22 protein-coding genes are annotated in these 23,872 nt (G+C 60.1%); 6 read left to right on the top strand and 16 right to left on the bottom strand.

The annotated features are described in order from the left end of the window. Positions 1–148: 148 nt before the first annotated feature. Positions 149–973 (top strand): hypothetical protein, encoded by an 825-nt coding sequence (locus B0G81_RS08610; RefSeq protein ID WP_134134469.1) that lies wholly within the window; start codon positions 149–151, stop codon positions 971–973. Positions 974–1,745: 772 nt separating this feature from the next. Here B0G81_RS08610 and B0G81_RS08605 read toward each other — a convergent pair. Beyond that, positions 1,746–1,988, bottom strand: a complete 243-nt coding sequence (locus B0G81_RS08605; protein WP_134134464.1) for a hypothetical protein — start codon at positions 1,986–1,988, stop codon at positions 1,746–1,748. A 211-nt stretch (positions 1,989–2,199) separates the two neighbouring features. Here B0G81_RS08605 and B0G81_RS43530 point away from each other — a divergent pair, with 211 nt between their 5' ends. Next, positions 2,200–2,373: a hypothetical protein gene (locus B0G81_RS43530; RefSeq protein ID WP_166678939.1), complete on the top strand. Its 174-nt coding sequence runs from the start codon at positions 2,200–2,202 to the stop codon at positions 2,371–2,373. A gap of 864 nt (positions 2,374–3,237) precedes the next feature. After that, entirely contained in the window at positions 3,238–3,750 is a 513-nt protein-coding gene (locus B0G81_RS44495; protein ID WP_243856396.1) for a mechanosensitive ion channel domain-containing protein, read from the top strand. A 326-nt stretch (positions 3,751–4,076) separates the two neighbouring features. Here the strand turns inward: B0G81_RS44495 and B0G81_RS08595 are convergent, their stop codons facing one another. The 3 genes from B0G81_RS08595 to B0G81_RS08585 form a co-directional block, all read right to left on the bottom strand. Beyond that, complete coding sequence (locus tag B0G81_RS08595) at positions 4,077–4,331, bottom strand: hypothetical protein (RefSeq protein WP_134134460.1); 255 nt, start codon at positions 4,329–4,331, stop codon at positions 4,077–4,079. A gap of 82 nt (positions 4,332–4,413) precedes the next feature. Next, a complete protein-coding gene (locus B0G81_RS08590; RefSeq protein WP_134134455.1) occupies positions 4,414–6,282 on the bottom strand; it encodes a chloride channel protein in 1,869 nt (622 codons plus the stop codon). A gap of 94 nt (positions 6,283–6,376) precedes the next feature. Beyond that, positions 6,377–6,802: a MarR family transcriptional regulator gene (locus B0G81_RS08585; RefSeq protein ID WP_116119997.1), complete on the bottom strand. Its 426-nt coding sequence runs from the start codon at positions 6,800–6,802 to the stop codon at positions 6,377–6,379. Positions 6,803–7,382: 580 nt separating this feature from the next. Between B0G81_RS08585 and B0G81_RS08580 the strand changes: the two genes are divergently transcribed. Next, positions 7,383–7,712, top strand: a complete 330-nt coding sequence (locus B0G81_RS08580) for a DUF1840 domain-containing protein (protein ID WP_116123669.1) — start codon at positions 7,383–7,385, stop codon at positions 7,710–7,712. 596 nt (positions 7,713–8,308) lie between these two features. On the opposite strand, the gene B0G81_RS08575 is transcribed toward B0G81_RS08580, so the two are convergent. Both B0G81_RS08575 and B0G81_RS08570 read right to left on the bottom strand, forming a co-directional pair. Then, entirely contained in the window at positions 8,309–8,743 is a 435-nt protein-coding gene (locus B0G81_RS08575) for a universal stress protein (RefSeq protein WP_134134450.1), read from the bottom strand. A 60-nt stretch (positions 8,744–8,803) separates the two neighbouring features. Further along, positions 8,804–8,989, bottom strand: coding sequence for a hypothetical protein (locus tag B0G81_RS08570; protein WP_116123670.1), 186 nt, complete (start codon positions 8,987–8,989; stop codon positions 8,804–8,806). 1,841 nt (positions 8,990–10,830) lie between these two features. Here B0G81_RS08570 and B0G81_RS08560 point away from each other — a divergent pair. Beyond that, positions 10,831–13,563, top strand: coding sequence for a UPF0182 family protein (locus tag B0G81_RS08560; RefSeq protein ID WP_134134440.1), 2,733 nt, complete (start codon positions 10,831–10,833; stop codon positions 13,561–13,563). A gap of 68 nt (positions 13,564–13,631) precedes the next feature. Here B0G81_RS08560 and B0G81_RS08555 read toward each other — a convergent pair whose 3' ends face one another. After that, positions 13,632–14,240 carry a hypothetical protein gene (locus B0G81_RS08555; protein WP_134134436.1) on the bottom strand — a complete coding sequence of 203 codons (609 nt, stop codon included), beginning with the start codon at positions 14,238–14,240 and terminating at the stop codon, positions 13,632–13,634. A 161-nt stretch (positions 14,241–14,401) separates the two neighbouring features. Beyond that, positions 14,402–14,881, bottom strand: coding sequence for a VOC family protein (locus B0G81_RS08550; RefSeq protein WP_116120011.1), 480 nt, complete (start codon positions 14,879–14,881; stop codon positions 14,402–14,404). A 471-nt stretch (positions 14,882–15,352) separates the two neighbouring features. Between B0G81_RS08550 and B0G81_RS08545 the strand changes: the two genes are divergently transcribed. Continuing rightward, a complete protein-coding gene (locus B0G81_RS08545; protein WP_208328517.1) occupies positions 15,353–17,134 on the top strand; it encodes a Rieske (2Fe-2S) protein in 1,782 nt (593 codons plus the stop codon). 40 nt (positions 17,135–17,174) lie between these two features. On the opposite strand, the gene B0G81_RS08540 is transcribed toward B0G81_RS08545, so the two are convergent. Genes B0G81_RS08540 through B0G81_RS08505 form a run of 8 tightly spaced genes read right to left on the bottom strand, consistent with a single transcriptional unit; the run spans position 17,175 to position 23,673 of the window. After that, entirely contained in the window at positions 17,175–17,495 is a 321-nt protein-coding gene (locus B0G81_RS08540; protein WP_134134433.1) for a non-heme iron oxygenase ferredoxin subunit, read from the bottom strand. A gap of 1 nt (position 17,496) precedes the next feature. Continuing rightward, the gene (locus tag B0G81_RS08535; RefSeq protein ID WP_134134431.1) at positions 17,497–17,865 is read right to left on the bottom strand and encodes an SUF system Fe-S cluster assembly protein; all 369 of its coding nucleotides are present in this window, start codon (positions 17,863–17,865) and stop codon (positions 17,497–17,499) included. 14 nt (positions 17,866–17,879) lie between these two features. Next, entirely contained in the window at positions 17,880–18,335 is a 456-nt protein-coding gene (sufU, locus tag B0G81_RS08530) for a Fe-S cluster assembly sulfur transfer protein SufU (protein ID WP_134134429.1), read from the bottom strand. Continuing rightward, the gene (locus tag B0G81_RS08525; protein ID WP_134134425.1) at positions 18,332–19,585 is read right to left on the bottom strand and encodes a cysteine desulfurase; all 1,254 of its coding nucleotides are present in this window, start codon (positions 19,583–19,585) and stop codon (positions 18,332–18,334) included. Before B0G81_RS08525 ends, sufU begins: the two co-directional genes overlap by 4 nt. Then, positions 19,582–20,907, bottom strand: coding sequence for a Fe-S cluster assembly protein SufD (gene sufD / locus B0G81_RS08520; protein ID WP_134134421.1), 1,326 nt, complete (start codon positions 20,905–20,907; stop codon positions 19,582–19,584). The genes B0G81_RS08525 and sufD overlap by 4 nt, the downstream gene beginning before the upstream one ends. Continuing rightward, a complete protein-coding gene (sufC, locus tag B0G81_RS08515; protein ID WP_134134416.1) occupies positions 20,904–21,695 on the bottom strand; it encodes a Fe-S cluster assembly ATPase SufC in 792 nt (263 codons plus the stop codon). Before sufC ends, sufD begins: the two co-directional genes overlap by 4 nt. Positions 21,696–21,724: 29 nt before the next feature. Further along, the gene (sufB, locus tag B0G81_RS08510) at positions 21,725–23,173 is read right to left on the bottom strand and encodes a Fe-S cluster assembly protein SufB (protein ID WP_134134412.1); all 1,449 of its coding nucleotides are present in this window, start codon (positions 23,171–23,173) and stop codon (positions 21,725–21,727) included. Continuing rightward, positions 23,170–23,673, bottom strand: coding sequence for an SUF system Fe-S cluster assembly regulator (locus tag B0G81_RS08505; protein WP_134134410.1), 504 nt, complete (start codon positions 23,671–23,673; stop codon positions 23,170–23,172). The genes sufB and B0G81_RS08505 overlap by 4 nt, the downstream gene beginning before the upstream one ends. Between the last annotated feature and the right edge of the window lie 199 nt (positions 23,674–23,872).

Below are 23,872 nucleotides of genomic sequence, written 5' to 3'. Positions count from 1 at the left end.
CACGTCCCGACAAGATATAGCCGCGAATCTCTTCCGGAGGTTCGATGGCTTACATCCGCGCAAGGATCATTTCCGGGAACTTCATGTCCACGCCCGCGTTGAAAGAACGAAGTGCGCTTGCAGGTCAATCGACGTTTTGACGCTTGTTATGTCCAGTCGCCTGCTTCAAGCCGCGCTTTTGAGCGCTGTATTCATAAGTTCGCCGTCGTGGGCGGATGCGCCTCCTTTTGTGAACGCCAGTAGTCAATGGCAATTCGCGCTGACGCCTTATATCTGGTTGCCGAGCGTCGACGGGTCGCTACGTTTTTCGTTGCCGGGCAACGGCGAAGCCGATGCATCGACCGGTCCGTATAACTATTGGCAGAACCTCCGATTCGCCGCGATGCTGCAGGGCGAGGCGCGTAAGGGCAACTGGAGCATCTTCGCCGACGCAATCTATCTGGACTTCGGAAATCACTCCACTTCCGTGCAGACAAAGGGCAGTGGTGTTCTTGAGCGCCAGTCCGAGGGCAGCGGCGAGACCAGCTTCAAGGGTGGACTGTTTCAGTTGGGTGGCGGCTACACGATCGTACAGTTGCCGCGGGTGGCACTCGATGCCGTTACCGGCATCCGCTATCTTGCCGTACGTAGTTCGCTCGACGCGACGCTCCAGGCTACTATTGGAGCCCCCGGACCGAATTTCAACCCGGAAATTCATGTGTCACAGAACGCCGATATCTATGACGGTTTTGCGGGAGTGCGCGGTCGTGTCTCGCTGACTGACGACGGCCGATGGTACGTCCCGTTCTACCTCGATGTGGGCACCGGCACATCAGACTTTACGTGGCAGGCAATGTCGGGTATCGCGTACGCGATGAAATGGGGAGACGTCACCCTGGTGTACCGCTATCTCGCGTTCTACGGTTCCAGCGATCAACTCGTTCAATCGCTGCGTTTTAAGGGGCCAGCCTTGAGCGTAACGTTTCGATTCTAGGTTCGATCCAGAACGATCTGGGGAATCTGTTTGGCGCGTCCCTGTGAATTGCCATTCGCCCCGTCTGACGACGACGTGGCTGCATACCAGTGCTATTTTCTCGACGAACCTGCGTAGGAAGGATCATCGCACTGGTTCACCAGCAGGCAACGTCCAGTCGGGCGCTCGCCACGCAACAGGCGCTCCCACATAGATACAATGAAATCCGTCGGCTGTTCGGTAATCGGTATTCCGTGTTTGCTCCTGCCGGGACTCTACAGTCACAGGGTTTTTGCGCCAGACCTGGACCGCGCCCAGAGCATTGGCAGCACGACGAAGCAACTGTTGAACGGCCACTAGCAACTCCATAAGTAACCTCCGGCTGCGCATGTCCCGTCCTGTGCGAACTATATCGCCTGTCAGATTTTTTTCAGCACGAACAGGATTCGCATCGAGCCTTTGTGCTGGCTTCGCACCTTCGTCTTCATGCGATGCGAAAAGGGTTCCTCAGTTACGCGGAGCCCGACGAATCTTCAATCGTGCCGTGAAGCTGGGGCCAGCTCTGAATTGCTGCGCGACCAGCATCTCAAACAAATCCAGCAGGTGCATCGCTCGTCCTTTGCCCACGCAGGCGCCGTTGTGAGCCCCAGCACGCACCGCCCGAAACAGGCAAAGACCGTCGCACGCCGATGCCCTAAGACCCGGATGCGCCTCGATCATCGTCACATGGGGTCGAGTGCCCGTGGGCTCTGACAGGGTTGCCAACATTCCGTATCGCTTTACGAGCACTGACCTAGAGTTTGCTTAAACGGCGACGTAACGAAGCACGCGCATGTTGGAGCGCCCGGTCGAGCGCAACTCGCTCAGTCACCCCGGATTGGCCCGACGTGGTGAACGGTTCGACGCAGGCATACACGGTCTCGCCCGACACTGCATGCCTTGCCATGGTGTCGACCCATACGCATCCCGCGGTGCACTCTTCCTTTGATGTTTCACTGATGATTTCAAAATCAGCATAGACAGCTGAGTCTTTCATGTAGCCCCCAACCCCGAAACCGGCGACCGATGTCAACCTCTCAAGTCTCCCGGCAGAGATATCACATTTCCCCCGGTCGATCACGCCAGTCAAACCATTCACACCCTGTCCCAATCCATTGCCGCGAAAATCGCCGCCGACGCATCTCGCTGCGCCCAGCAGCCCGCCAGACGCCTCACCGACCAGTCATCGAGGCCGACAGACGCGCGTCATGCAACTCATTATATGTCACTATGTGATGCAATTCCTCGACGGCCCGGATTTTTGTCCCCAGTTGCGCGCCAGAATCGTCTGCGCCGCAGCAGTTTTAATTGCTGCGAACGCGTTTCAGTTTTACGTGAAGCCCGAGGCGCCGAGTGACAAAGCACTGGATCATGTCACCTGAGAATGGCGAACTTCGGGCCGCAGGCATACCTTCACCCCTGTCCCTGGCTGCATGGGCAATCTGCTCGTGCCGGAATTCTGACTGTCCGCCTGACCGTTTTTCAGGGCGGGACGATCCTCCAGAGCCCTCGCTGCGCGCAACGGCGTTCGCGCGACTTTGGATTACGTCGTTCACGCCGGCCCGATCGTGAGCCTAGAGGCCGCTTCTGACAAGAGCAGAAACGCACTTGCGGACTGCTCGGAACTGACGATGGCTACGGCGAGCGAGAAAATACGGAACTTTTCTAGAGGCGGCCTCCGGACAGGGAGTTGTAACAATTTGCGACGCTGATCAGTTTCGCCAGTGAGAGGGCTTTCCAATGAAAAAGTGGCTGGATCGGAATGCGTTTCTGGGGGTGCCGGCGACGGCCTGGCTTTATGCAGCAATTGCGGCAATCACATGCTATTTCCTCCTGGCGGTCCAGCTGCGCTTCGTCACAGCCCGCATCGAAGCACTGGTTGGAAGGCCTCGACTACACTCGACGACATGATCGTGGAGGAGCTCAAGAGCACGCGGAAAGCGACAATCCTGATTCCGTCGTTGCTTTTCGGCGCCGGATTTCTTGGGTTGAACGACAGGTGGGACACGCGCGTCAATCACGGCTGGTTTCTGGGTACTGGGAATCCAGATTGCGATCTGGAACAACCGGGGTGCGACGATCTGCACAGCCGGACGGCTTACGGCCGAGGGCGCCTCCGCGCATAATCCCGCCATCACGACAATGCTGTCTTGGATGCTCAGGGACTATTATGGTCCGTCCTGTGCTCGCCGTGCTTGCCAACATGGGCGTCAATAGCACCGCCTTCCTCGCCCGCCTTGGCGTGGGTGGCGGGCGTTTTCGGCGATATTGCGGGCAGCATTGAACGTATCGGGCTCAAGTCCACACGCATCCGCAGCCTGAGCGGCGAGGAAATCATTTGCAGCAACACCGAATTACTCAAAAACACGATCCACAATTACAAGCGCATGACGGAGCGGCGCAGTGTCTTCGGGTTTGGCGTAACCTATAGCGCGACTCCGGATCAGTTGCGTACGATCCCCGACAAGGTCAGGCAGGCAGTAGAGGATACGGGTGATACACGCATTGATCGTGCTCACTTCAGGCAGATTGGGGGAAGCTCGCTGGACTTCGAGGTCGTCTATTACGTCACCGATCCGGCGTTCAATCTCTACATGGACATCCAGCAGAAAATCAATCGCACCCTGATGAGCGAGTTTTCCGATGCAAGCGTCGAATTTGCGTTCCCAACCCACACGCTTCACGTTGCCACTGCTCCGGGAGCGTCACTTCGCGCAGTGGGGCAATCTCCGAAACGGCGCCCGGCGTTCCAGAACTGATGCCTACGCCCCCGGTGTTGCCGCAAGCGGACGGGAGCTGGGTTGCGCAGCCGTGCCCGTCACGCCACGTCGGAGTGCGTTCCTGCTGGCTGTTAAAAAAGCCCGGCATTGCTGCCGGACCGTAGAAAGGTTGCCCCACATTGTGTGGGACTGCCCTGACGTGAATCACGACCCCGCCCTTGTACGCAGATTCGGCATCGAATCACCGAGACTAGTGATGCCTTATTAAATGCAGCTTAAGCGCAACGAAACCTGGCTCCAGCATTCCAATGACTGTCGCTTGCTGTCGTGTCTCCCTGAATTCCAATGACCTCACCCGCCGGCGGTCATAGCCCGATGAAATATGTTTCCACTTCCATTTCTTCCGACCATACCTGAACGTCAAGCATCTCTCCAAATTCCACCGCAACACCGTGATGCATGCAGCAGAACCCCTGCGCCGTCCGGTAGACAATCACCCACTCGGAATCCACGATTGTCCCGGTCTCTGACTGGGCGGCCAATGCCCGGCGGAACATGTCGAGATGCAGTGCCTTGCCAAGACGTTTGCACACTGCCTCTGTATCGTGTACGAGTTTCATCGATTTTCCTCCTTCGACAGCAGCACAATGCGGGCTGCTGTCACCAAAGCAAAACGGACGCGAATATCGGGTCTTCCTAGGCTTACCCCGGGAAGATCCTGATGCTCCCTGCCACAGCATCCGCTATGTGCTCTTTCGCTATGACGCCAAGCACGCGCGCTGGAGCATTCGCGTCGCGTTGCGCTAGCACGACCGCCATCACCGCGTGTTGTTTCCAGAGCCTGGAGATAACGCTGAAGGCGACATCCTTTTCCTGCACCACGATGAAATTGCGCTGGGCCAGCGTCCCCAACTCGATATCCGAGTCGCTCTGACTCACCGCGCGCCGCAGCCCCGTATTGATGCGCAATACGCCGTAGATCTCCTGCTGCCTCGTCACGACAATATGCCGGAATGCGGGCCCTTCAAGATGGGCCATCAGGTCACGAAAAGGTACCCGCCCATCGAGCACGAGTACATCAGTTTCCATGACCTGGGCGGCGTTCTGAACGAGAAACATGTTGGCGTGCAAGGCGTTGGGAATCGGATGCCCGCGCCGCACCAGCTTGAGCGTATAGATACTTTCAGGGGAAAGCAGCCGACGCGCGCCAAGGCTGAATGCCACCGCGATGATCATTGGCAGCACGATATCGTAGTCTCGCGTCATCTCGAAGATCATGGCCACGGCCGTCATTGCCGCCCCCGTTCCGCCGCCCACCATGGCACCCATGCCCACCATTGCGAAGGCCGGCACGCTGACGGGAGCGGCCGGCACGGCCATTGTAATGAAGGACGCAAATGCGGCGCCGAGCGCGGCGCCGATAAAAAGCGACGGCGAGAAGACACCACCTGAGGAGCCAGATCCAAGACTGACAGACGTCGCCAATGTCTTGCACAGGGCGAGTAACAGGAGAAAACCACCTCCCTGAAGCTGACCGTAAAGGGTTGCCTGAATGGTCGCATATCCCACACCCTCAACGTAGTAGTGTCCCGCGTAGCGCCACAGCAGGTACATCGTCAGTCCGACAATCGACATGCCTAGCGCGTGGCGCCGGTAACGTCCGGGTATCTGGTCGAACGCGTCTTCTGCCCAATGCAGCGAACGGATCAGCAATGCGGCCGCCGCTCCGGTGATTGCACCCAGCAGCGCATAAAGCACGAGCGTCAGGACGCCACCCGGTTCGTTCGGGATCGCGCCCAACTGTGCGGGCACAAAAAACGCAGGCGCCGCGCCGAAAAACAGGCGACCGAGAAAAGTCGCCGTGCCTGTGGCGAGCGCCACTGGCAGAAACGTGTTGACACTGATCTCCGGCATCATGAGTTCGGTGGCGAACAGCACGCCACCGATTGGTGTATTGAAGGTCGCGGCGATACCTGCACCCGCCCCCGCCGCAACAAGCGTAATGCGCTGTCCTGCGGTCATCCGGACCAGTTGCCCGAATGTTGAACCGAGCGCCGAGCCGATCTGGATGATCGGGCCTTCACGCCCAACCGCCGCGCCCGATCCGATCGCGAGAGCCGACGCAATCGATTTCACTACGGCGACCACGGGTCTGATCACACCACGCTTGTAGTAAATCGCGTCCATTACTTCTGGCACACCATGCCCTTTTGCTTCTGGTGCAAATGTGCTCACTATCCACGTGACGGCGAGGCCACCCACGACAGGTACGAGAATGACGAACACGCCCCAGGGTGATGCTGCGGTGAAATGACTCGCGTCGTACGCAAACGAGAATCGTCCGAGAAAGAAAGCATTGTGGACGAGTCCTATCAGGGCGCGAAATACAACGGCGCCCAGGCCGGTTACGATACCAACAACGAAAGCAAGCACGCACAGCCAGCGCAGACCAACCGGAGCAACCGAATCGTCTTCCAGCTGGGCTGACTGCTCAGGCTGCACCGCCGACACCCTGACGTGACGTGGATTGATAGTCGCTGTACTTTCAGCCTGATCCTGTCCACGGCTCATGTCCGGACCCCGTCGAAGCGAGAATTGATCTATACACAGCGTAGGGCACGAAACTCGTCGCTACCAGAGAAATGATGGCCGCCCGAATGCGGCATCAAGGCGTGTCGGCGTCAGACTTGAAAGCCCATCCAAAGGACTGGATTTCGGTCTTGTGCAGCAGCGCGAGCCTTCCCAGACACTGTCGGCCCTTCTTTAACAGGTGCACCTCCACCTGCCGCCGGTCTTCTGCGCTTGGCCTGCGCGCAACCAGGCCGGCCGCCTCACAACGGGAAACGAGCGCGACTGTTCCGTGCGGAGACGCCTGCAGACGCTCCGCCAGTTCCCCGACGGTCGCCCAGTCCCGGCCCGCGAAGCCGCCAATATGTAACAGCAACATATACTGCAATGGTGTGATGCCCTCTGCGTGCACTATTTCTTCCGAGAAATGCAGGAACCGCCGCAGCTGATAGCGGAAATCGGATAACTCCTGCAGTTCCCCTTTGGTCAGCTCGTCAGGCCCGGGGCGTTTTCTTGAAACCATGATCCTGTTCTCCCGTGTCACCTCATCCCGGATGATACTGAACCGGCGGCCACCGGCGCCACAGCGGCCTGCTGGATGGGCTCCTTGCGATGGATGGCAGTAGTCCGCGTGGCGCGATGCCGGCGCGCACCACAACGTCCGTGAAACGTCCGGGCTCTGCCACGGCGCCCGGTCTGCCGGCGCTCACCGCCGGCACCCGGGTCGCCAGAAGCGACCCGCCCCTGGTAGCCTGAACGGCCGCCTTGCGCGAAAACCGGCACAACGGAGACGATCACCCCCGCACCTGCTGAAACGCTGCTCCGTCCCTGTGCACCGGCCCGGGCCGAATGCTATTGGCATTAGTCACAATGTGACATAAACTGTAAATGAGGCCTCCTCCGGCTGGAACTCAGGCGAAGTCATCGAGGCCGGCACTCACGATCGGCGGCATGCGGAGCGTCCACGGGGTGGCGTTCACTACCTGGCCAACCGGTTCCAGCCACGCTGGAGGTCTCCTGCGCGAGCGCGTCAGGTGGGAATGGCGAGTGCGCCGACTGGCAGGCTGCTACATAGCTTTCCGCACGTACAGGGAGATCTCATCATGCTGGTTACTTTCCGTTCACCGGCCTCGCCCGACGTCATCATGCTCAAGAATCTCGCCCAGTATCTGCTGGGACTTATCGGCAAGCATCTAGGGACTATAGGCGTCATTCAGCACGATGAACTGTCCCATGCAATTGATCGGCTGGAGACCGCGATCTCTGAAGAGGCACAGGCGGACGTCGCACTTGAATCGCTCTATCACGTGCCGGACGCGCATGGCCACACGGCAGGCGAAGATCATCGTGGCCTTGCTCAGCGGGCGTGGCCGCTGCTCGATATGATGCGTGAAGCGAGCCGACACAATGCAGATATTATCTGGGGTCTCTAGCGGTCGCAGGTGTTGCCAGACGGGTTCAGAGCAACCTGACGGTTTCTGTAGCGCGATGCGTGGGGCATCGATGCGGTCGTCTTCTGCCCTTCAGATCTGACTTCAAAACGGACCTCACCCAACATATGTCCCGGATTTCCCTTCCTCATGCAGCGGTTGCCCCGGCTCTACTCGCGCTATTCTGCCTCTGTACAGACCAGTCACACGCCACGTCCCAGAACGAGGTTACTTCAGCCACGCCAGGCCCGATGCCCGCTACCCGATGGATCAAACGGACTGCCCTTCCGGATGACAGTATGCCCGGATGTCCCCGCTATTCGACAGGCATTGCAGCCAGAATAGTGGGCGCTTATGGACTGGGTGCGCTAGGCATAATGGCGGAAGGGCCCTTTGTCCTGCCGCGGTGGCATATTCGCCCTTTCCACGTCGAGTCGAACCCCAGCCGATGGCACCCCGTCAAGCAGGACGAACTTTACCCTGCCCGCGGCCAGCATGTCCTGTTCGTCTGGCCTGAGACCTGATTGCAAGCCCGCATTCAGGTGAACCTCCGGCTTTGCGGGGTAACCCATCGTCCCAGGAAAGGGCCATGGCACCACCTAGTCGATCACTTCAAACAGCACGCCACACGATACACGGTCCAGCAGCGCCAGATGACTTCCGCCAGCCAGCCAGCGCGTCACAAATCCTCCGTGTCGGTGGCCAATCACGATCAGATCCGCGTTAGGGGAATTGGCAAGATTTGAAATCTGTTTGGCTGCGTCGCCCACCGCAGAATGCGCCGTTGCGCTCACCCCCCATGACTGCAGCTTTGCGATACCTTCCTGCAGAATTTCCTTCGCGGCATTCTCATCAATGTCGAATTTCATGGACGAAAACGCGTCGTAGCCTGCTGACCACCATGCCAGATCGAGAACGGCCAGAAGGTGCGTCTCCGCATCGAGTTGCCTGGCCAGTGCAGCGCCGCAACGTAATGCCCGCTGCCCTTCGGGCGTCGCGTCATAACAAAGAAGAATCCGGTCGAACGGCGCCATTGTCGCCTCCCTCGCGAGCGGTTCTGGTGTTCAAGGGTGTTGCACCTTGCATCGCTACGGTCAGGTGAACATCGGAACTGTTTCGATCAGTACGACGCCCAGCAGCGCGCCAACCAGGGCGCCGATCAGCTTCGGATGCCATCGGTCGAGATGAAGCGTGACCAGGAGACTGCCTAAAAGGATAACGCCGAGAAACGCAAACGCGATCACGAGATAGACAAGTTCGAAATCATTGTTGATCACCATGACTTTCTCCAGATTGCGGCATAGCGCCCGAAGGCGCCACGACAGTGTCGTCAGGACATTGTCATCTGACGTGTCGGGCCGCATTCTCACTATATGTCACTCCATGATACATTCCAGCAGCATGGACGACCATGAGGGAAACCACCCGTCATTGTGATACGACGGCAACCTCCCGCCCGACTACCGGCGCGGAACCCTGAAATCAGATATTCGAGCTTCGGCCATGTGCAAATCGTCCTTCTGCAGGAACTGCCATCGGGGTTTTTGATTGACATTTTCGATTTGCATTTAAGGGATACTTAAGAGTCTGCCTCTACCTTTGAACTGTCGATCACGCCCGTCGGCATCACCAGCGCACAACGGTCGGTGTCCACCGAAGTGCTCACCCGGGCCTTCAGCATTTGCATGCGCAAGCGCTCGTCGCCGTCACTCTTCAAGGAGAGGCAAAATGTTCAATCCAGGCATGAAACGCACGGCAATACTCGTCGCCGCATCTGCAACTTGCGCCTGCAGCTTCACAAGCGCGAATGCCGTGCAACGCTCCGGAACTCCCGTGTCTGACATGGGACGGCTCTCGGCCCAAAGGTAGTCAGGCATTCGAAGACATCCAGCAGGCGCGACTTGCTATATTCAGCGGCCGTCCAGCGCAGGCGACAAAGCTGGTCAAGGAGGCACAGGCGTCGATGAAGGCTGCACAGGCGGATGACACCGCGTTTCTGAAAGCAGAGTCAGATCTCAGGACACCATCCATGACATACCAGTCGACAGCGTTAGATACAGTGCCGCGAAGCTCCACTCTTCGTTCGAGCGGCGACGCGTTGATGTCGAACCCCTTGTAGTCCAACTGCATGGCTGTCTCTAAAAGATTGCTCTACTCGTCGTCGCTCTGGACAAGTTTCGGACGCCCCGTCGCGTCTCGACCTGTGTCTACCAGATTGTTCCGGTAGTCACAGGCCGGACAGAGGAAAAAGAATCCTTGTTCATCCAGTTCCGGTTCGACCTGTCCAAAGTCGAACGACGCATTGCAGTTTCGACAGGTCCACATAGCGGCCTCCGTCGGTGTCCTAGAGGAATTCTAGTATGCAATACATTCGCTTTACATCGTGGCCAGCACAGGGCCGAAATCATTTGAATTTCACGACGCGATAGCAGCAACGATCATCGAAACGACGTGCTGGACGGCTTCGGGCCGAGGCTGTGCGAAAACTCCCGTTGAATGTGGCGCTTTAAAAAACGGCCGTTCAGATCGCGCTGTATCGGCTTGGTAGCAACTCGAGAAGGGTAAAGCGACACCTGCAAACCGAGTGCTTTTGCGTTTTCACACGGGCTCGGTCGTTTGCCGTATTCGTGATGCTCGCGAGCGCCCAGCTGCTGTCATGCCTGCTCGTGATCGCAGTCGGGCCGGAAACCGCCGCAAGACGGTCGAGGATGTCGAGCGGGAAATCGTTGCCGGCGACGAGTTGAGTGCGAATCGCAAGCCGGCAAAGTGTCCAGGTCTGTGATGATGGGACACGGCGCGCCGCACGCCGTGTATTAAAAGCCATGGCGGCCTGCCGCAAGAAAGCAAACCGGCGAAACACGTGAGCGTCCTCACTGCGATGCGTGGTGACAACCGCGTCTCGCCTACCTTCGCCAATGCCGCATCTCACACCGGACTACAATAATTCAACTGGTGTGGACCCGCCTCATCCGGGCTCGCGTCGCGCAGGTCACTGAGCGGCTATCCGCGGGTCAACAAGGCTGCGTTGACAAATCGTTCAGCCTCGCTCGCGGCAGGCCCGCGGTGCGCAATTGATCCGATCGTAGCAGGGCATGTGCGAAGAGCCAATCAAGGAGGGACTATGCGCTCGGAGATGAAGTCCGGCGTGCGCCTGAGACGTTATGCGATCACGGCGATGGCCATCATCGCCGGTCTGATTGTCGTCGGACGCATCACCGGCATCCTGGCCGACTGGCTGTGGTTCAATTCGATCGGCTATGGCAGCGTTTTCCGGACAATCCTTTCGGCCAGGGCGCTGCTGTTTACCGTCGTGTTCGCAGTCTCGACGGGCGCGATATGGCTGTCGGGGATCCTCGCGCATCGTTACGCGACGGCCAGTCAGTCGGGTACCACGGAAACCACCCGCGATCTGTCCGAACTGGCCGGGCCTCGCGTTCGCTGGCGCCTTAGTATTGCCTGCGCTGGTGTCATCTTCGGGCTGGTTATCGCTGCCACCGAAATCTCGAGCTGGGACATCGCGCTTCGCTTCGTTTATCAGGTACCTTATGGCGAGCGCGATCCGATCTTCGGCAAGGACATCAGTTTCTATCTCTTTTCGCTACCCGCGTATGTCACGCTCAAGAACTGGCTGCTGCGAGTGGTCTTCTGCAGCGCGATCGCAGCAGGTGCTGTCTACGGATTGCGCGGCGACATCGCACTGGAGCGGCCACCACGGACGCTCTCGCCCGCCGCCATCACTCACGGTTCGGCACTGCTCGGCTTGTTCTTTGCGGTGAAGGCCTGGTCATGGTGGCTCGGCCGCTTTCTCCTGCTCTATGGCGACAACGGTGTCGTAGTCGGCGCCAGTTATACCGATGTCCATGTTGAGTTGCCGGTCCTGTGGGTGCTTGTCGGCCTTGCCGCGACCTCATCCGTCGCCCTTTGGATCAACATGCGCCGGCGGAGCTACCGGCTGCCGGCCATTGTTGCGCTGCTCGTGTTCGGCAGTTCGTTTGCGTCCGCCGTGATCTATCCGGCACTGTTTCAGCGCTTCTATGTCAAACCGAGCGAGTTGCGACTGGAAACTCCCTATATCGAGCACAATATCGCGCTAACGCGACAGGCTTACGGCCTCGCGCAGATTGCGGTACAACCGTTCGCGGCCGGGGAGGAACTGACTCTCGACTCGCTGCAGACCAATCGCGCGACCATCGACAACATCCGGCTATGGGATGTGCAGCCGCTGATGGACACCTACGCACAATTGCAGGAGATCAGGACTTACTACAAATTTCTATCGGTGGACATCGACCGCTACCAGCTTGACACCGGTTACAGGCAGGTGATGCTGTCAGCGCGCGAACTGGAACCGGCGATGCTTCCGCCGAACGCCCAAACCTGGGTGAACCAGCATCTGATCTTCACTCACGGCATCGGCGTCGTGATGTCACCGGTCACCGAGAAATCCACCGAGGGCTTGCCCTCCTTTTATCTGCGGGATATTCCGCCCGCCTCCCAAGGCGGCCCGGCCATTCGCGAACCACGTCTCTATTTCAGTGAAGGCCGGCAGGATTACGTCATCGTGACGGGCAATGTAGCTGAATTCGACTATCCAAAAGGGGCGGACAATGCCTACACGACGTATAACGGGCGCGACGGCGTCACCGTCGGCAGCGTGGCGCGACGTAGTCTCTTCGCCTGGCAGCTCGACGACCCCAACATCCTGTTGAGCGGCTATATCACAGACCAGAGCCGGATCCTGCTTCACCGCAACATTCAGGACCGCGTGCGTACGATCGCGCCGTTCCTGACTCTTGATCACGACCCCTATGTTGTCGCAAGCAATGGGCGCCTCTTCTGGATACAGGACACCTACACCGTCAGCCAGTGGTTTCCTTACTCCCGGCCGGGTTTCGGCGACGGCGCCAATTACATCCGCAACGCGGTCAAGGTCGTGATCGACGCGTACAACGGCACGGTCGATTTCTACGTCAGCGATCCCGCCGATCCGCTCCTGCGCACATACGAGCGCGCCTTCCCCGGTTTGTTCAAGCCCTTGGACGCGATGCCACTGGAGCTTCGGCAGCATATTCGCTACCCCGAAGACCTGTTCCTGATCCAGGCACAGGTCTACCGCGCTTATCATATGGATGCGCCGGAGGTCTTCTACAATCGCGAGGATCTGTGGCAGTTTCCCCGGGAGCTGGTCGGAATGGATGGCGGAAGCGCCGCCAGCACCATGCCGCCGTACTACACGATCATGCGACTCCCCGGCGACGCCCGCGCCGAGTTCATCCTCATGCTGCCGATGGTGCCGAGCCAGCGGGAGAACATGATTGCGTGGCTGGCGGCGCGCTGCGATCCGTCCGGATATGGCAGACTCATCGTCTATACGTTTCCCAAGGACAAGCTGGTCTATGGGCCGTTTCAGATCGAAGCGCGTATACAGCAAAACACCGAGATCTCGCAGCAGATCTCGCTGTGGAACCAGATGGGCTCACGCGTGATTCGCGGTCATCTTGTGGTCGTGCCAATCGAGAACTCGATCCTTTACGTTTCTCCACTCTATTTGCGCGCGGCGTCCGGGCAGTTACCTGAATTGAAGCGGGTGATTGCCGCCTACGGTGACCGTGTGGTGATGGAGGAAACGTTGGGTGAAGCCCTGGCGGCGCTGTTCAAGGAGACCGCGCGAGTGGGAGCGGCATCGCCGGCCCGAGGCACGGTGGACGCGCGCGCCAGCGAGGCACTTGCCCACTATGACCGAGCCATCGAGCGACTGAAGGCGGGAGACTGGACCGGCTTCGGCACGGAACTGGATGCTCTGCGGCCGTTGCTCGAAGCGCTCGGTGCTGGCGGTTCCGAGGACCAGAAGTGACCTGAGTGAAATCCAAAGGGGCATCTATTCAACCCGGCACGCTGTCGCCCCGCCTCGCGGCGTCGCGTTTAAAGTACAAACTCACAGCGCAAACAGTTGCCCAAGATGAGGCTCACAATCTCCCACACCGGCAAGTAGCGCCTGCTGCGAACCGTTGCAATCGCGGATCTCGACGGACGCATTGAACACGTCGTGGTAAAAAGCGGCAATCGAGGGGCGCAACTGACCGGCACAACAAGTTGCACATAAGCGATGCCGAGATCGATGCCCGACCACGGAGCATCCACCTGGTACGCATCCGGATCGAGGCAGTCGTAACGGTTTCCCCATGGACAGGTGAGCGCTACGCGGTCGGCCCGCTCGGTCCATCCGAACGCGGTTCCATCGAGCAGGGGCTGAACCGCGCGCAGCCGTGCGATCAGCGGTTGACGCCTGCCCACGACCAGCGCGACGTGGCCGCGCAGGCGCTGCGCGTCGCCGTGCGGCAAGTGAATCTGTGAACGACCGATGTTGATCCACATATTGGTCACGCCGGTCATTAGATAGCGATCGCGCGTGAGTCCGAGTCCGCTGACATAAAACGCTGTCGGGAGACGCTGGTCCGGTGTCATGAGGTTCACATGCTCGAGCAGCACCAGATTGCCTGTGTCGTCATGTGCGTAATCGGAACGTTCCATCTGATCGCCTTTGAAGGATTTGACACGCCACGTGACGTGGGACCAGGAAAACACATGGCTGGCGATCATTCGATCGCTGACGCGATAGCCAACATCGTCAAGGCTTCCTGGCGAGCGACATCGATTGACTGATCGATTGGCCAACCGGCCGCGTCTGCGTGTCAATCAGCTGCTGCCGCTGCACGCTCTATCGCGGTTATATCGATCTTCTTCATTTTCATCATCGCGTCCATCGCACGCCTTGCGGCATCACGACCGGGCCCGTTGACGAGTTCGAGCAGCCGCTTGGGCGTGATCTGCCACGAAAAGCCCCAGCGGTCCTTGCACCAGCCGCAAGGCGCTTCCGCTCCGCCATTGCCGATAATGGCGTTCCAATATCGGTCGGTCTCTTCCTGGCTATCCGTCTCTACCATGAAACTTACCGCCTCGTTTGCCTTGAAATTGGGGCCGCCGTTCAGCCCTACGAAGCGTCGGCCGAGCACGGTAAACTCGACCGTCAACTCCGGACCCTGCCCAATCCCCGGTATCGGAGATACATGACCTGCACCGACACGGCTGTCGGGAAAGGTGGCGGCGTAAAACTCCGCCGCCTCGCGCGCTCTACCTTGATCGAACCACAGGCATGTTACGAACTCAGCCATCGCAATCTCCTTTCAGAAACAAGCGCCGTCAACTGGCTCTGAGGGCAGCATCCCAATGCCCACGCCATCAAGACAGTTGGCATGAGTCGATAATAGCCTGGCTGTCGAGTTCGAAATGCGCGAAAGCTCGAATCCCAAAACATCGGCGAAACAGGTGGTGGATCGCGACTAGCCGCAGCGCCTGCGAGTGCAACGCGGTCCTGCTAATCGCACGTCGCGCCATTTGCCTTCAACCCGATGCCAGATGACTCTACAAGATGGTCCGTTCGCAGCCGTTCGCCACGTCGCGCCGTCGCGACGAGCCCGGCGACGACCAGATAGCACAGCCGTTCAGCGCGCGCCTCGTTATCACGAACGAGTGAGTCTCGTCTGAGGACTTGCACGAAATTCACGGCGGCTTTTCACGTTTTGCACAAGAGTATGCTTATGTCGACAACGTCCCTGAAGGGACGAGTGCCGGAGGGTATATACATGGACGCGTCGAACAGGGAATTCGTGCTCGCGGGGAGCCTTGAAGAGTTGCAGGCGAAGGGGCGGCTCGTTGTGCAAGGTGACCATCGTCCGATCCTCGTCGTCTACGACCGCGGGCGCGTCTTCGCCCTCGACAATCGTTGCCCACACATGGGCTTCCCGCTCGAGCGCGGCACCGTCGGGGACGGCATCCTGACCTGTCATTGGCACCACGCCCGCTTCGATCTCGAAAGCGGCTGCACCTTCGACCTGTGGGCGGACGATGTACCGATCTGCGCGGTCGAGGTGCGCAATGGCGACGTCTGGGTGACGACTACGTTCGGTCATCCCGATCCCGCGGCGCACTGGCATCAGCGGCTTGCGGACGGCCTCGCGCACGACCTCGGACTCGTCATCGCCAAGGCTGTGCATGGTCAACTCGCGGCCGAGGTACCGGTGGCCGATATCGTGCAGCAGGTGGCGCTGTTCGGCGCGCAGAACCGGGACGGCTGGGGCGTCGGTCTCACGATACTGACGGCGCTCACCAATCTGTTGCCCGTGCTGCCACAGGACGAAACCTATCTCGCCCTGTTCCAGGGTGCGCGCCGTGTGGCGGCGGACTGCGAAGGCGAGGCGCCACGGCGGGAACGTGCGCCGCTTGGGAGCCAGCCGGAGTCAGCCGCGCTCAAGCGCTGGCTGCGCCTTTGGACAAACGTGCGCCATCGCGAGGCGGCCGAGCGCACGCTGCTGACGGCAATCGCCGCGGGTGCCTCACCGGCTGTGCTCGCCGATGCCCTGCTTTCGGCCGGGACCGAACGGGCGTTCGCCGATGCCGGTCATTCGCTCGACTTCATCAACAAGGCCTTCGAGTGCCTCGACCTGATCGGCTGGGAGCACGCGCCAGCTTTGCTGCCTACTATCGTCGCTCAGATGGTGGCGGCCCGGGGCGCCGAGGAGTCGACCGCCTGGCGCCAGCCCGTTGATCTTGTTGCGCTGTGTGATGAAGCAGCCAGCCAGATGGCGAACCTTTTCGCCGCCGGGCGCAGCTTGCAAGGCTGGTCGCAGCACGCCGCGCTCGCCGGGGAGCTGCTTGGAGACGATCCAGCGAAGATCATTGACGCGCTGAAGGCGGCTATCGTCGCCGGCGCCGCTCCTGCTGACCTGGGACAATCCCTCGCGTATGGAGCGGCGCTGCGCGTGGCCCGCTTTGGCAATGCCAACGAGCACGCCGACTGGGAGACGGCGCATCACGTCTTTACCCATGCCAACGCGCTCCATCAGATGCTCAGGCGCATTGGGACTGCGGGTTTCGACAGTGACGTCGCGCCCGTTCGAGGCATATTGCACGCAGCCATGGCGCTCTACCTTGCCCGCTATCTGAATGTGCCAGCGGCCCGCATCCCGGGCGATGGCAACGACCAGCTCGACGACCTCCCCGCCGATGCGGAGACGATCCGCACCGCCTTGCTCGACGCCTTCGACCGGCAGCGACAGGTTGATCTTGCAGCACGGCTGGTAGCGCGGCATCTCACGCTCGGCCATCCGCCACAGGCGCTTATCGCCACGCTTGCGCTTGCTGTGCTGCGCGAAGATGCAGGCTTCCACGTCTATCAGATGCTGGAGGCAGGAGTCCGGCAGTTTGCTGTGTGGAGCGATACTGGCGAAGGCCGGCACATTCTCATTGCGGTCGCCCGCTATCTCGCCGCCCATTCGCCGACTGAACGCGGGACGCTGCAAACGGCCGACATCGCCCGACGCTTGATGCAAGGCGGCGAGCTGCATCAGCAGGCTGGCGCGTCGTGACGGCGCTGTCGTGAGAGCGAGAGCCGGTCGACAGCGCACCTCAATCCCACCGCTCGTCACGCACCTGAACGACGCCCGCCTCGATCCGCACCGGAAACGCCACCACATCCTCATATGCCGGCGGCGCCAGCACCTTTCCGGTCCTGATGCAAAATCGTGCACCGTGGCGCGGACAGACGACCACGCCGCCTTCCACCACACCGCCCGTCAGGATGCCGCCGTCGTGCGGGCAGACATCCTCGATTCCGTAACAGGTGCCGTCGACGTTGAACACAGCCACCTGCGCGCCATCGACCTCGACGCTGCGAACAGACCCGGCCGGAAAATCCCCGAGCGCGGCGACATCGACCCAGTCGGACATGTCAAAGCATCCCCAATTGCAGGCGCGCCGCATCCGACATCCGGTCTCTCGACCACGGTGGATCCCACGCCAATTCAACATGCACGTCGTTCACTCCGCTCACCGAAAACACCGCATCCTCCACCGTCGCCGGGAAGGTCTGCGCGACCGGGCAGCCGGGCGCGGTCAGCGTCATGCGGATCCCAACGCGGCCTTCGGCTTCGTCCACGTCAAGACCATAAACAAGCCCCAAATCGTAGATGTTGACCGGAATCTCCGGATCGAACACGGTGCGCAGTGCATCGATCACGCGTTCTTCAAGACGTTCTGTTGTCGTGCCACTGCCGGGTTGTGCGGCCTCAGCGCGCCTCAGCCAGTCGAATGTGCTCATCGTCTGCCTCACTCTCACTCTGTCGAAACGGGGCGATGCTCGTCGTGCAGCGCGGCGTGGAGCGTATGCCAGGCCAGCGTCGCGCACTTCACACGCTGGGGAAATTCACGTACACCGGACAGCACCGCCAGCTTGCCCATCCCCGGCGCGGCTGTAGACTGCCCTGCAGCGGGTGTTGTCACCATGTCGTGAAAGCGCCCGAACAGCGCTTCGGCCTCTGTTTCCGTTTTGCCTTTCAGCGCCTCGGTCATCAGCGACGCTGATGCTGTCGCAATTGCACAGCCTGCGCCTTCGAAACTGGCCTCTTTGACGATCCCGTCCTCGATTCGCAGATAAAGCGTAATCCGGTCGCCGCACAGCGGGTTATAGCCCTCAGCCGTGTGATTGGCACCGGAGAGCCCATGACAGTTACGCGGCCGCCGGTAGTGGTCGAAGATGACTTCCTGATACAGATCGCGCAGATCGCTCATGTTCCGAATATCTCCCTCGCCTTGCCGAGACCTTCGATCAGCGCGTCGATATCCTGATGCGTGTTGTAGAGGGCGAGCGACGCGCGCACGGTCGCCGGTACGCCGAAGCGCTGCATCACCGGCATCGCGCAATGATGGCCCGCACGCACGGCGATGCCGTGATGATCGAGAATCGTGCCGACATCGTGGGCATGCACGCCGTCGAGCACGAACGACAGAATGCTTGCCTTGTTGCGTGCGGTACCGATAAAACGCAAGCCCGGTATCACCCGCAGTGCATCCGTTGCATAGGCGAGCAGTTCGTTCTCGTGCGCGGCGATGACTTCCATGCCGAGGCTGTCGACATAGTCGAGCGCCGCACCCAGCGCAATCGCGCCGGCAATGTTCGGCGTACCCGCCTCGAACTTCCACGGAATCTCGTTGTATTCCGTTTTCTCGAACGTTACCGAGCGGATCATGTCGCCGCCGCCCTGCCACGGCGGCATCGCTTCAAGCAGTGCGGCCTTGGCATATAGCACGCCAATGCCAGTCGGTCCGTACACCTTATGCCCGGAAAACGCGTAGAAATCGCAATCTGTCGCAAGGACGTCAACCGGCAGATGCGCGATTGCCTGTGCGCCATCCAGCAACACCGGCACGCCCCGCGCGTGTGCCGCTGCAACGATGCGCTCCACCGGATTGATGCTGCCGAGCGCGTTGGCCAAGTGCGTCATCGCGACCAGCCGCGTACGTTCACTTAACAAATGCTCGTACGCGTCGGCATCGAGTGCGCCCCTATCGTCGATCGGCACGACTTTCAGCGCCGCGCCCGTCTGCTCGCAGACGAGCTGCCACGGCACAATGTTCGAATGGTGCTCCATCGCGCTAATCAGGATTTCGTCGCCGGGCTTGATTTGCGGGCGAGCATAGCTCTGGGCGACGAGATTGATCGCTTCGGTCGTGCCACGCACGAACACGATCTCCTCCGGACGTTGCGCATTGATGAAGCGTGCAATCTTCGCGCGTGCGGCCTCGAATGAATCGGTCGCGCGCTGCGACAGCAGATGCACGCCGCGGTGCACATTGGCGTTGCTATGCCGGTAGTAAGCGTTTTCTGCGTAGATGACCGAGGCTGGCTTTTGCGTCGTGGCGCCATTGTCGAGATAGACCAATGGCCGTCCATGCACGCGCTCGCCCAGAATCGGAAAATCGGCTCGCCAGTGCTCGACATTGCGTGGATCGGGCGTCTGCATCTGTTCGATCGGCTTCATACCAACTCCCTGATGCGCTCGCCTTCCGGGGTGCGCGCGAACAGCAGGTTTTCGAGCCGGCCACGCAGCGAATCGATGCGCACACGTTCGACGATGTCGCGCGCAAATGCGTATGTCAGTAGCGCCCGCGCCATGCGCTCTTCGACACCTCGTGCACGTAAATAGAACAGCTGGTTGTCGTCCAGTTGACCGACCGTCGCGCCGTGTGTGCATTTCACGTCGTCGGCGTAGATCTCGAGTTGCGGCTTCGTGTCGATTTCCGCATCGCGTGACAGCAGCAGGTTATGATTCGCCTGATGCGTGTCCGTTTGCTGTGCATCGCGATGCACGATGACGCGCCCGTTGAACACGCCGCGCGCTGCGCCGTCGAGCACCCCGCGGTAATGTTCGCGACTTGTGCCATGCGGCTCTGTGTGATCGATCCGCGTGTGGTGATCGACGTGCTGCCGGCCCCCGACGAAATAGAGACCATTCAACGTCGCTTGCGCGTTCGCGGCGTTCAGGCTTGTGCCGATACCAGTGCGCGACAACGCGGCGCCGAACGCGAACGCATGTGAGCTAAAACAGCTGCCGCGTTGCTGCGCAGCGGCGACCGACGCGATATGAAAAGCCTTCGGGCCCTCTTGCTGCAACCGGTAGTGCTGCACGTCCGCCTGCTCGTCTGCGACGATGCGCGTAACCGCATTGGTCCAGTACGCGTCGTCGCTCAGCCCTACAAAATGCTCGACGATCGTGCAGCCCGAGCGTGCTCCTGCAAGCACGATATTGAACGGCTGCACCGCAAGACCCGCTTCGTCGGTCAGGAACAGGATCTGCAGCGGTTGATCGATGACCTCGCCAGGCGGCAGCACGATGGCAAACCCGTCCGTCATAAACGCCGTGTTTAGCGCGGCAAAGCCATCTGAATACACCTGCGAGGCGATTGCCGATTCCAGTTGTTGTGGCATTTCTCTCAACGCCCGGGTGAGCGAGCCCACAAATACCCCGTGTGGCAAACCGTTCAGTTTCGACGGCCGCGGCACATGCCGACCGTTGACAAAGACCAGTCGATGCCCGGCAGGGTCCAGCTTGAGTTCATCGATGACGTGCCGCACGTCGCTATCGTCCGTGTGTTGTGCCCTGAAATGCCAGGGACGCTTGCCAATCGCCGACACGTTCGTGTATTTCCAGTCCTCGTGCCGCGTGGTCGGCAACCCCAGCGCGTCGAACTGGTCGAACGCGCTTCGGCGCACGGCACGCAGCCATGGAAACTCAGCGCCGGGCAACGTCTTCGCGAGTTGCCCAAAAGCCTGATGGAAATAGTTGAGAGATTCGCTTTTCATGGATGCCCCGCACTTTCCTGGCTTGCTCTGTTTTCTGGTTGCACCGCCTCATCGTCGATCCAACCATAGCCTTTCCGCTCCAGCTCCAGCGCCAGTTCACGGGACCCCGACTTCACGATCCGGCCGTTCGCCAGCACATGCACGCCATCCGGCACGACGTAGTCCAATAGCCGCTGATAGTGCGTCACGAGCACGATCGCACGTTCTGGACTGCGCATGCTGTTGACACCCTGCGCGACAATCTGCAATGCGTCGATGTCAAGTCCGGAATCCGTTTCGTCGAGAATGGCGAGCCGCGGCTCCAGCACGACCATCTGCAGAATCTCGTTGCGCTTCTTCTCTCCGCCGGAAAAACCTTCGTTCACGGCGCGATACAACAGACTCTCGTCCATCTGCATCAGCGTCATCCTCTCCTTGACCCGTTGCAGAAACTCCATCGCATCGAGCTCCGGCTCGCCACGATACCGTCGCTGCGCGTTGAGCGCCGCCTTCAGCAGATAAACGTTGCTCACGCCCGGTATCTCGACGGGATACTGGAACGCGAGAAACAGTCCTTGGTGCGCGCGCTCCTCGGGTGCGAGAGCCAGCAGGTCGCGGCCGAGATACGAGACCGCGCCGCCCGTGACAGCAAAGTCTTCGCGCCCGGCCAGCACCTGGGCAAGCGTGCTTTTGCCCGAGCCGTTCGGACCCATGATCGCGTGCACCTCGCCGGCCCTTACACCCAGATCGATGCCACGCAGAATTTTCTTGCCGTCGACTTCGACCTGCAGATTGCTGATTTCAAGCATGGTCCGAATCCCTCGCGAATCGCTGTGGGTTATCCGACGGCGCCTTCCAGGCTCACACCCAGCAGCTTTTGCGCCTCGACAGCAAACTCCATCGGCAGCTCCTTGAAGACCTCCTTGCAGAAGCCGTTCACGATCATCGACACCGCATCTTCCGGCGACAATCCACGCTGCCGGCAATAGAACAACTGGTCTTCGCCGATGCGTGATGTCGATGCTTCGTGTTCGACCTTCGCGGTCGGGTTCTTGACCTCGATGTAGGGGAATGTGTGAGCGCTGCAGCGGTTTCCGAGCAAAAGCGAATCGCACTGCGTGTAGTTGCGCGCGCCTTCCGCCGCACGGCCGACCTTCACCAGGCCGCGATACGCGTTCTTTCCGCGGCCAGCCGAAATGCCTTTCGACAGAATCGTGCTGCGCGTATTGCGGCCGAGGTGAACCATCTTCGTCCCGGTATCGGCCTGTTGATAGTGGCTGGTCAGCGCCACCGAATAGAATTCACCGACCGAGTTATCGCCCTGCAGGATCACGCTCGGATACTTCCACGTAATCGCCGAACCGGTTTCCACCTGAGTCCATGAAATCTTCGCATTCGTCTCGCGGCAGTCGCCACGTTTGGTCACGAAGTTGTAGATGCCGCCCTTGCCCGACGCATCGCCCGGATACCAGTTCTGCACGGTCGAATAGCGGATCTGCGCCCCTTCCAGCGCGACCAGCTCGACCACAGCGGCATGCAGCTGGTTTTCGTCGCGCATCGGCGCGGTGCAGCCTTCCAGATAGCTCACGTACGCGCCCTTGTCTGCGACGATCAGCGTGCGCTCGAACTGCCCGGTGTTCTGGGCGTTAATACGAAAGTAGGTCGACAGTTCCATCGGGCAGCGCACGCCCGGCGGGATATAGCAGAACGAGCCATCGCTGAACACGGCGGAATTAAGCGCGGCGAAAAAATTATCGGTGTGCGGCACGACCGAGCCGAGATACTTTCGCACCAGTTCAGGATGATGCCGTATGGCATCCGAGAATGAACAGAACACAACGCCGAGTTCCGCCAGCTTTTCGCGGAACGTAGTCGCTACCGACACGCTGTCGAATACCGCATCCACCGCTACGCCCGCCAGCAGTTCGCGCTCCCTCAGCGGCACACCCAGCTTTTCGTAGGTACGCAGCAGTTCCGGATCGACTTCATCGAGACTCTTCGGACGATTCTTCTGCGTCATCGGCGCGGAATAATAGATGATGTTCTGATAATCGATCGGCGGGTGTTCGACCGTCGCCCAATGCGGCTCGGTCATCGTGAGCCAGTGGCGATAGGCCGCGAGTCGCCATTCGAGCATGAACGCCGGCTCGCCTTTCTTCACCGAAATGAGTCTGACCACGTCCTCGCTCAGCCCGCGCGGAAGCGCATCGGCCTGCAGATCAGTCACGAAACCGTGCTGGTATTCGCGGCTGATCAGTTCATTGAAACCGGTTGCGGATGCACTCATGCGTGGCCTCCGTCAATCGACTTGCGCGCAGGCGTCGCGCCCGCGCGATGGTTGGGGATACTACGCGCGCGGATCGCGCTAATATCGACCGCGCGCAAGGTGGGGCCCGCCATGTCCGCCAGCGTGACCTGCTGCAACGCTTCGTATATCAGGCGATTGACCTTCTGCCAGTTGGCGCGCACCGCGCACGCCGCCTCCTGGATACACAGGCCTGGCGTAGTGCTGCATTCGGTCATCCCGATCGGGCCGTCGACGACGGCGATCACCTCCGCCAGCGTGATACGCGTGGGCGGCCGCCGCAGCAGGTAACCGCCGTTTGTGCCGCGCAGCGACTCCACGACACCACCGCGCGTCAGGACTTTCAGCACCTTTGACACTGTAGGCCTCGCGACGCCGGTCGCCGCCGCAATGCTGCTTGTGCTGTGGACGGCATCGGGATCGCGCGCCATCGCGACCATGATAACCGTGCCGTAATCGGCAAGTTTGCTCATGCGCAACATCGGCCCATCTCCCGTTTTAATCAGGACCCGTTCGGTCCAGATTACATCGAAACAAAATCCGCACGTTTGCAGTGAGTGGCACTGTCCTGTGTGGGCATTCCGGGCCACGTCGCGAATCGCTTTCCGTTTCGGGAGAAGTATTTCGCGAACGGCCCAACGCCAATTCCATTCTAGACCTGTATATATAACCTTGTCAGTG

This window comes from Paraburkholderia sp. BL6665CI2N2 (genome assembly GCF_004366535.1).
Lineage (GTDB): Bacteria > Pseudomonadota > Gammaproteobacteria > Burkholderiales > Burkholderiaceae > Paraburkholderia.
The sequence above is the reverse complement of the archived record's forward strand: the minus strand, read 5'-3'. Positions and strand labels throughout refer to the sequence as shown.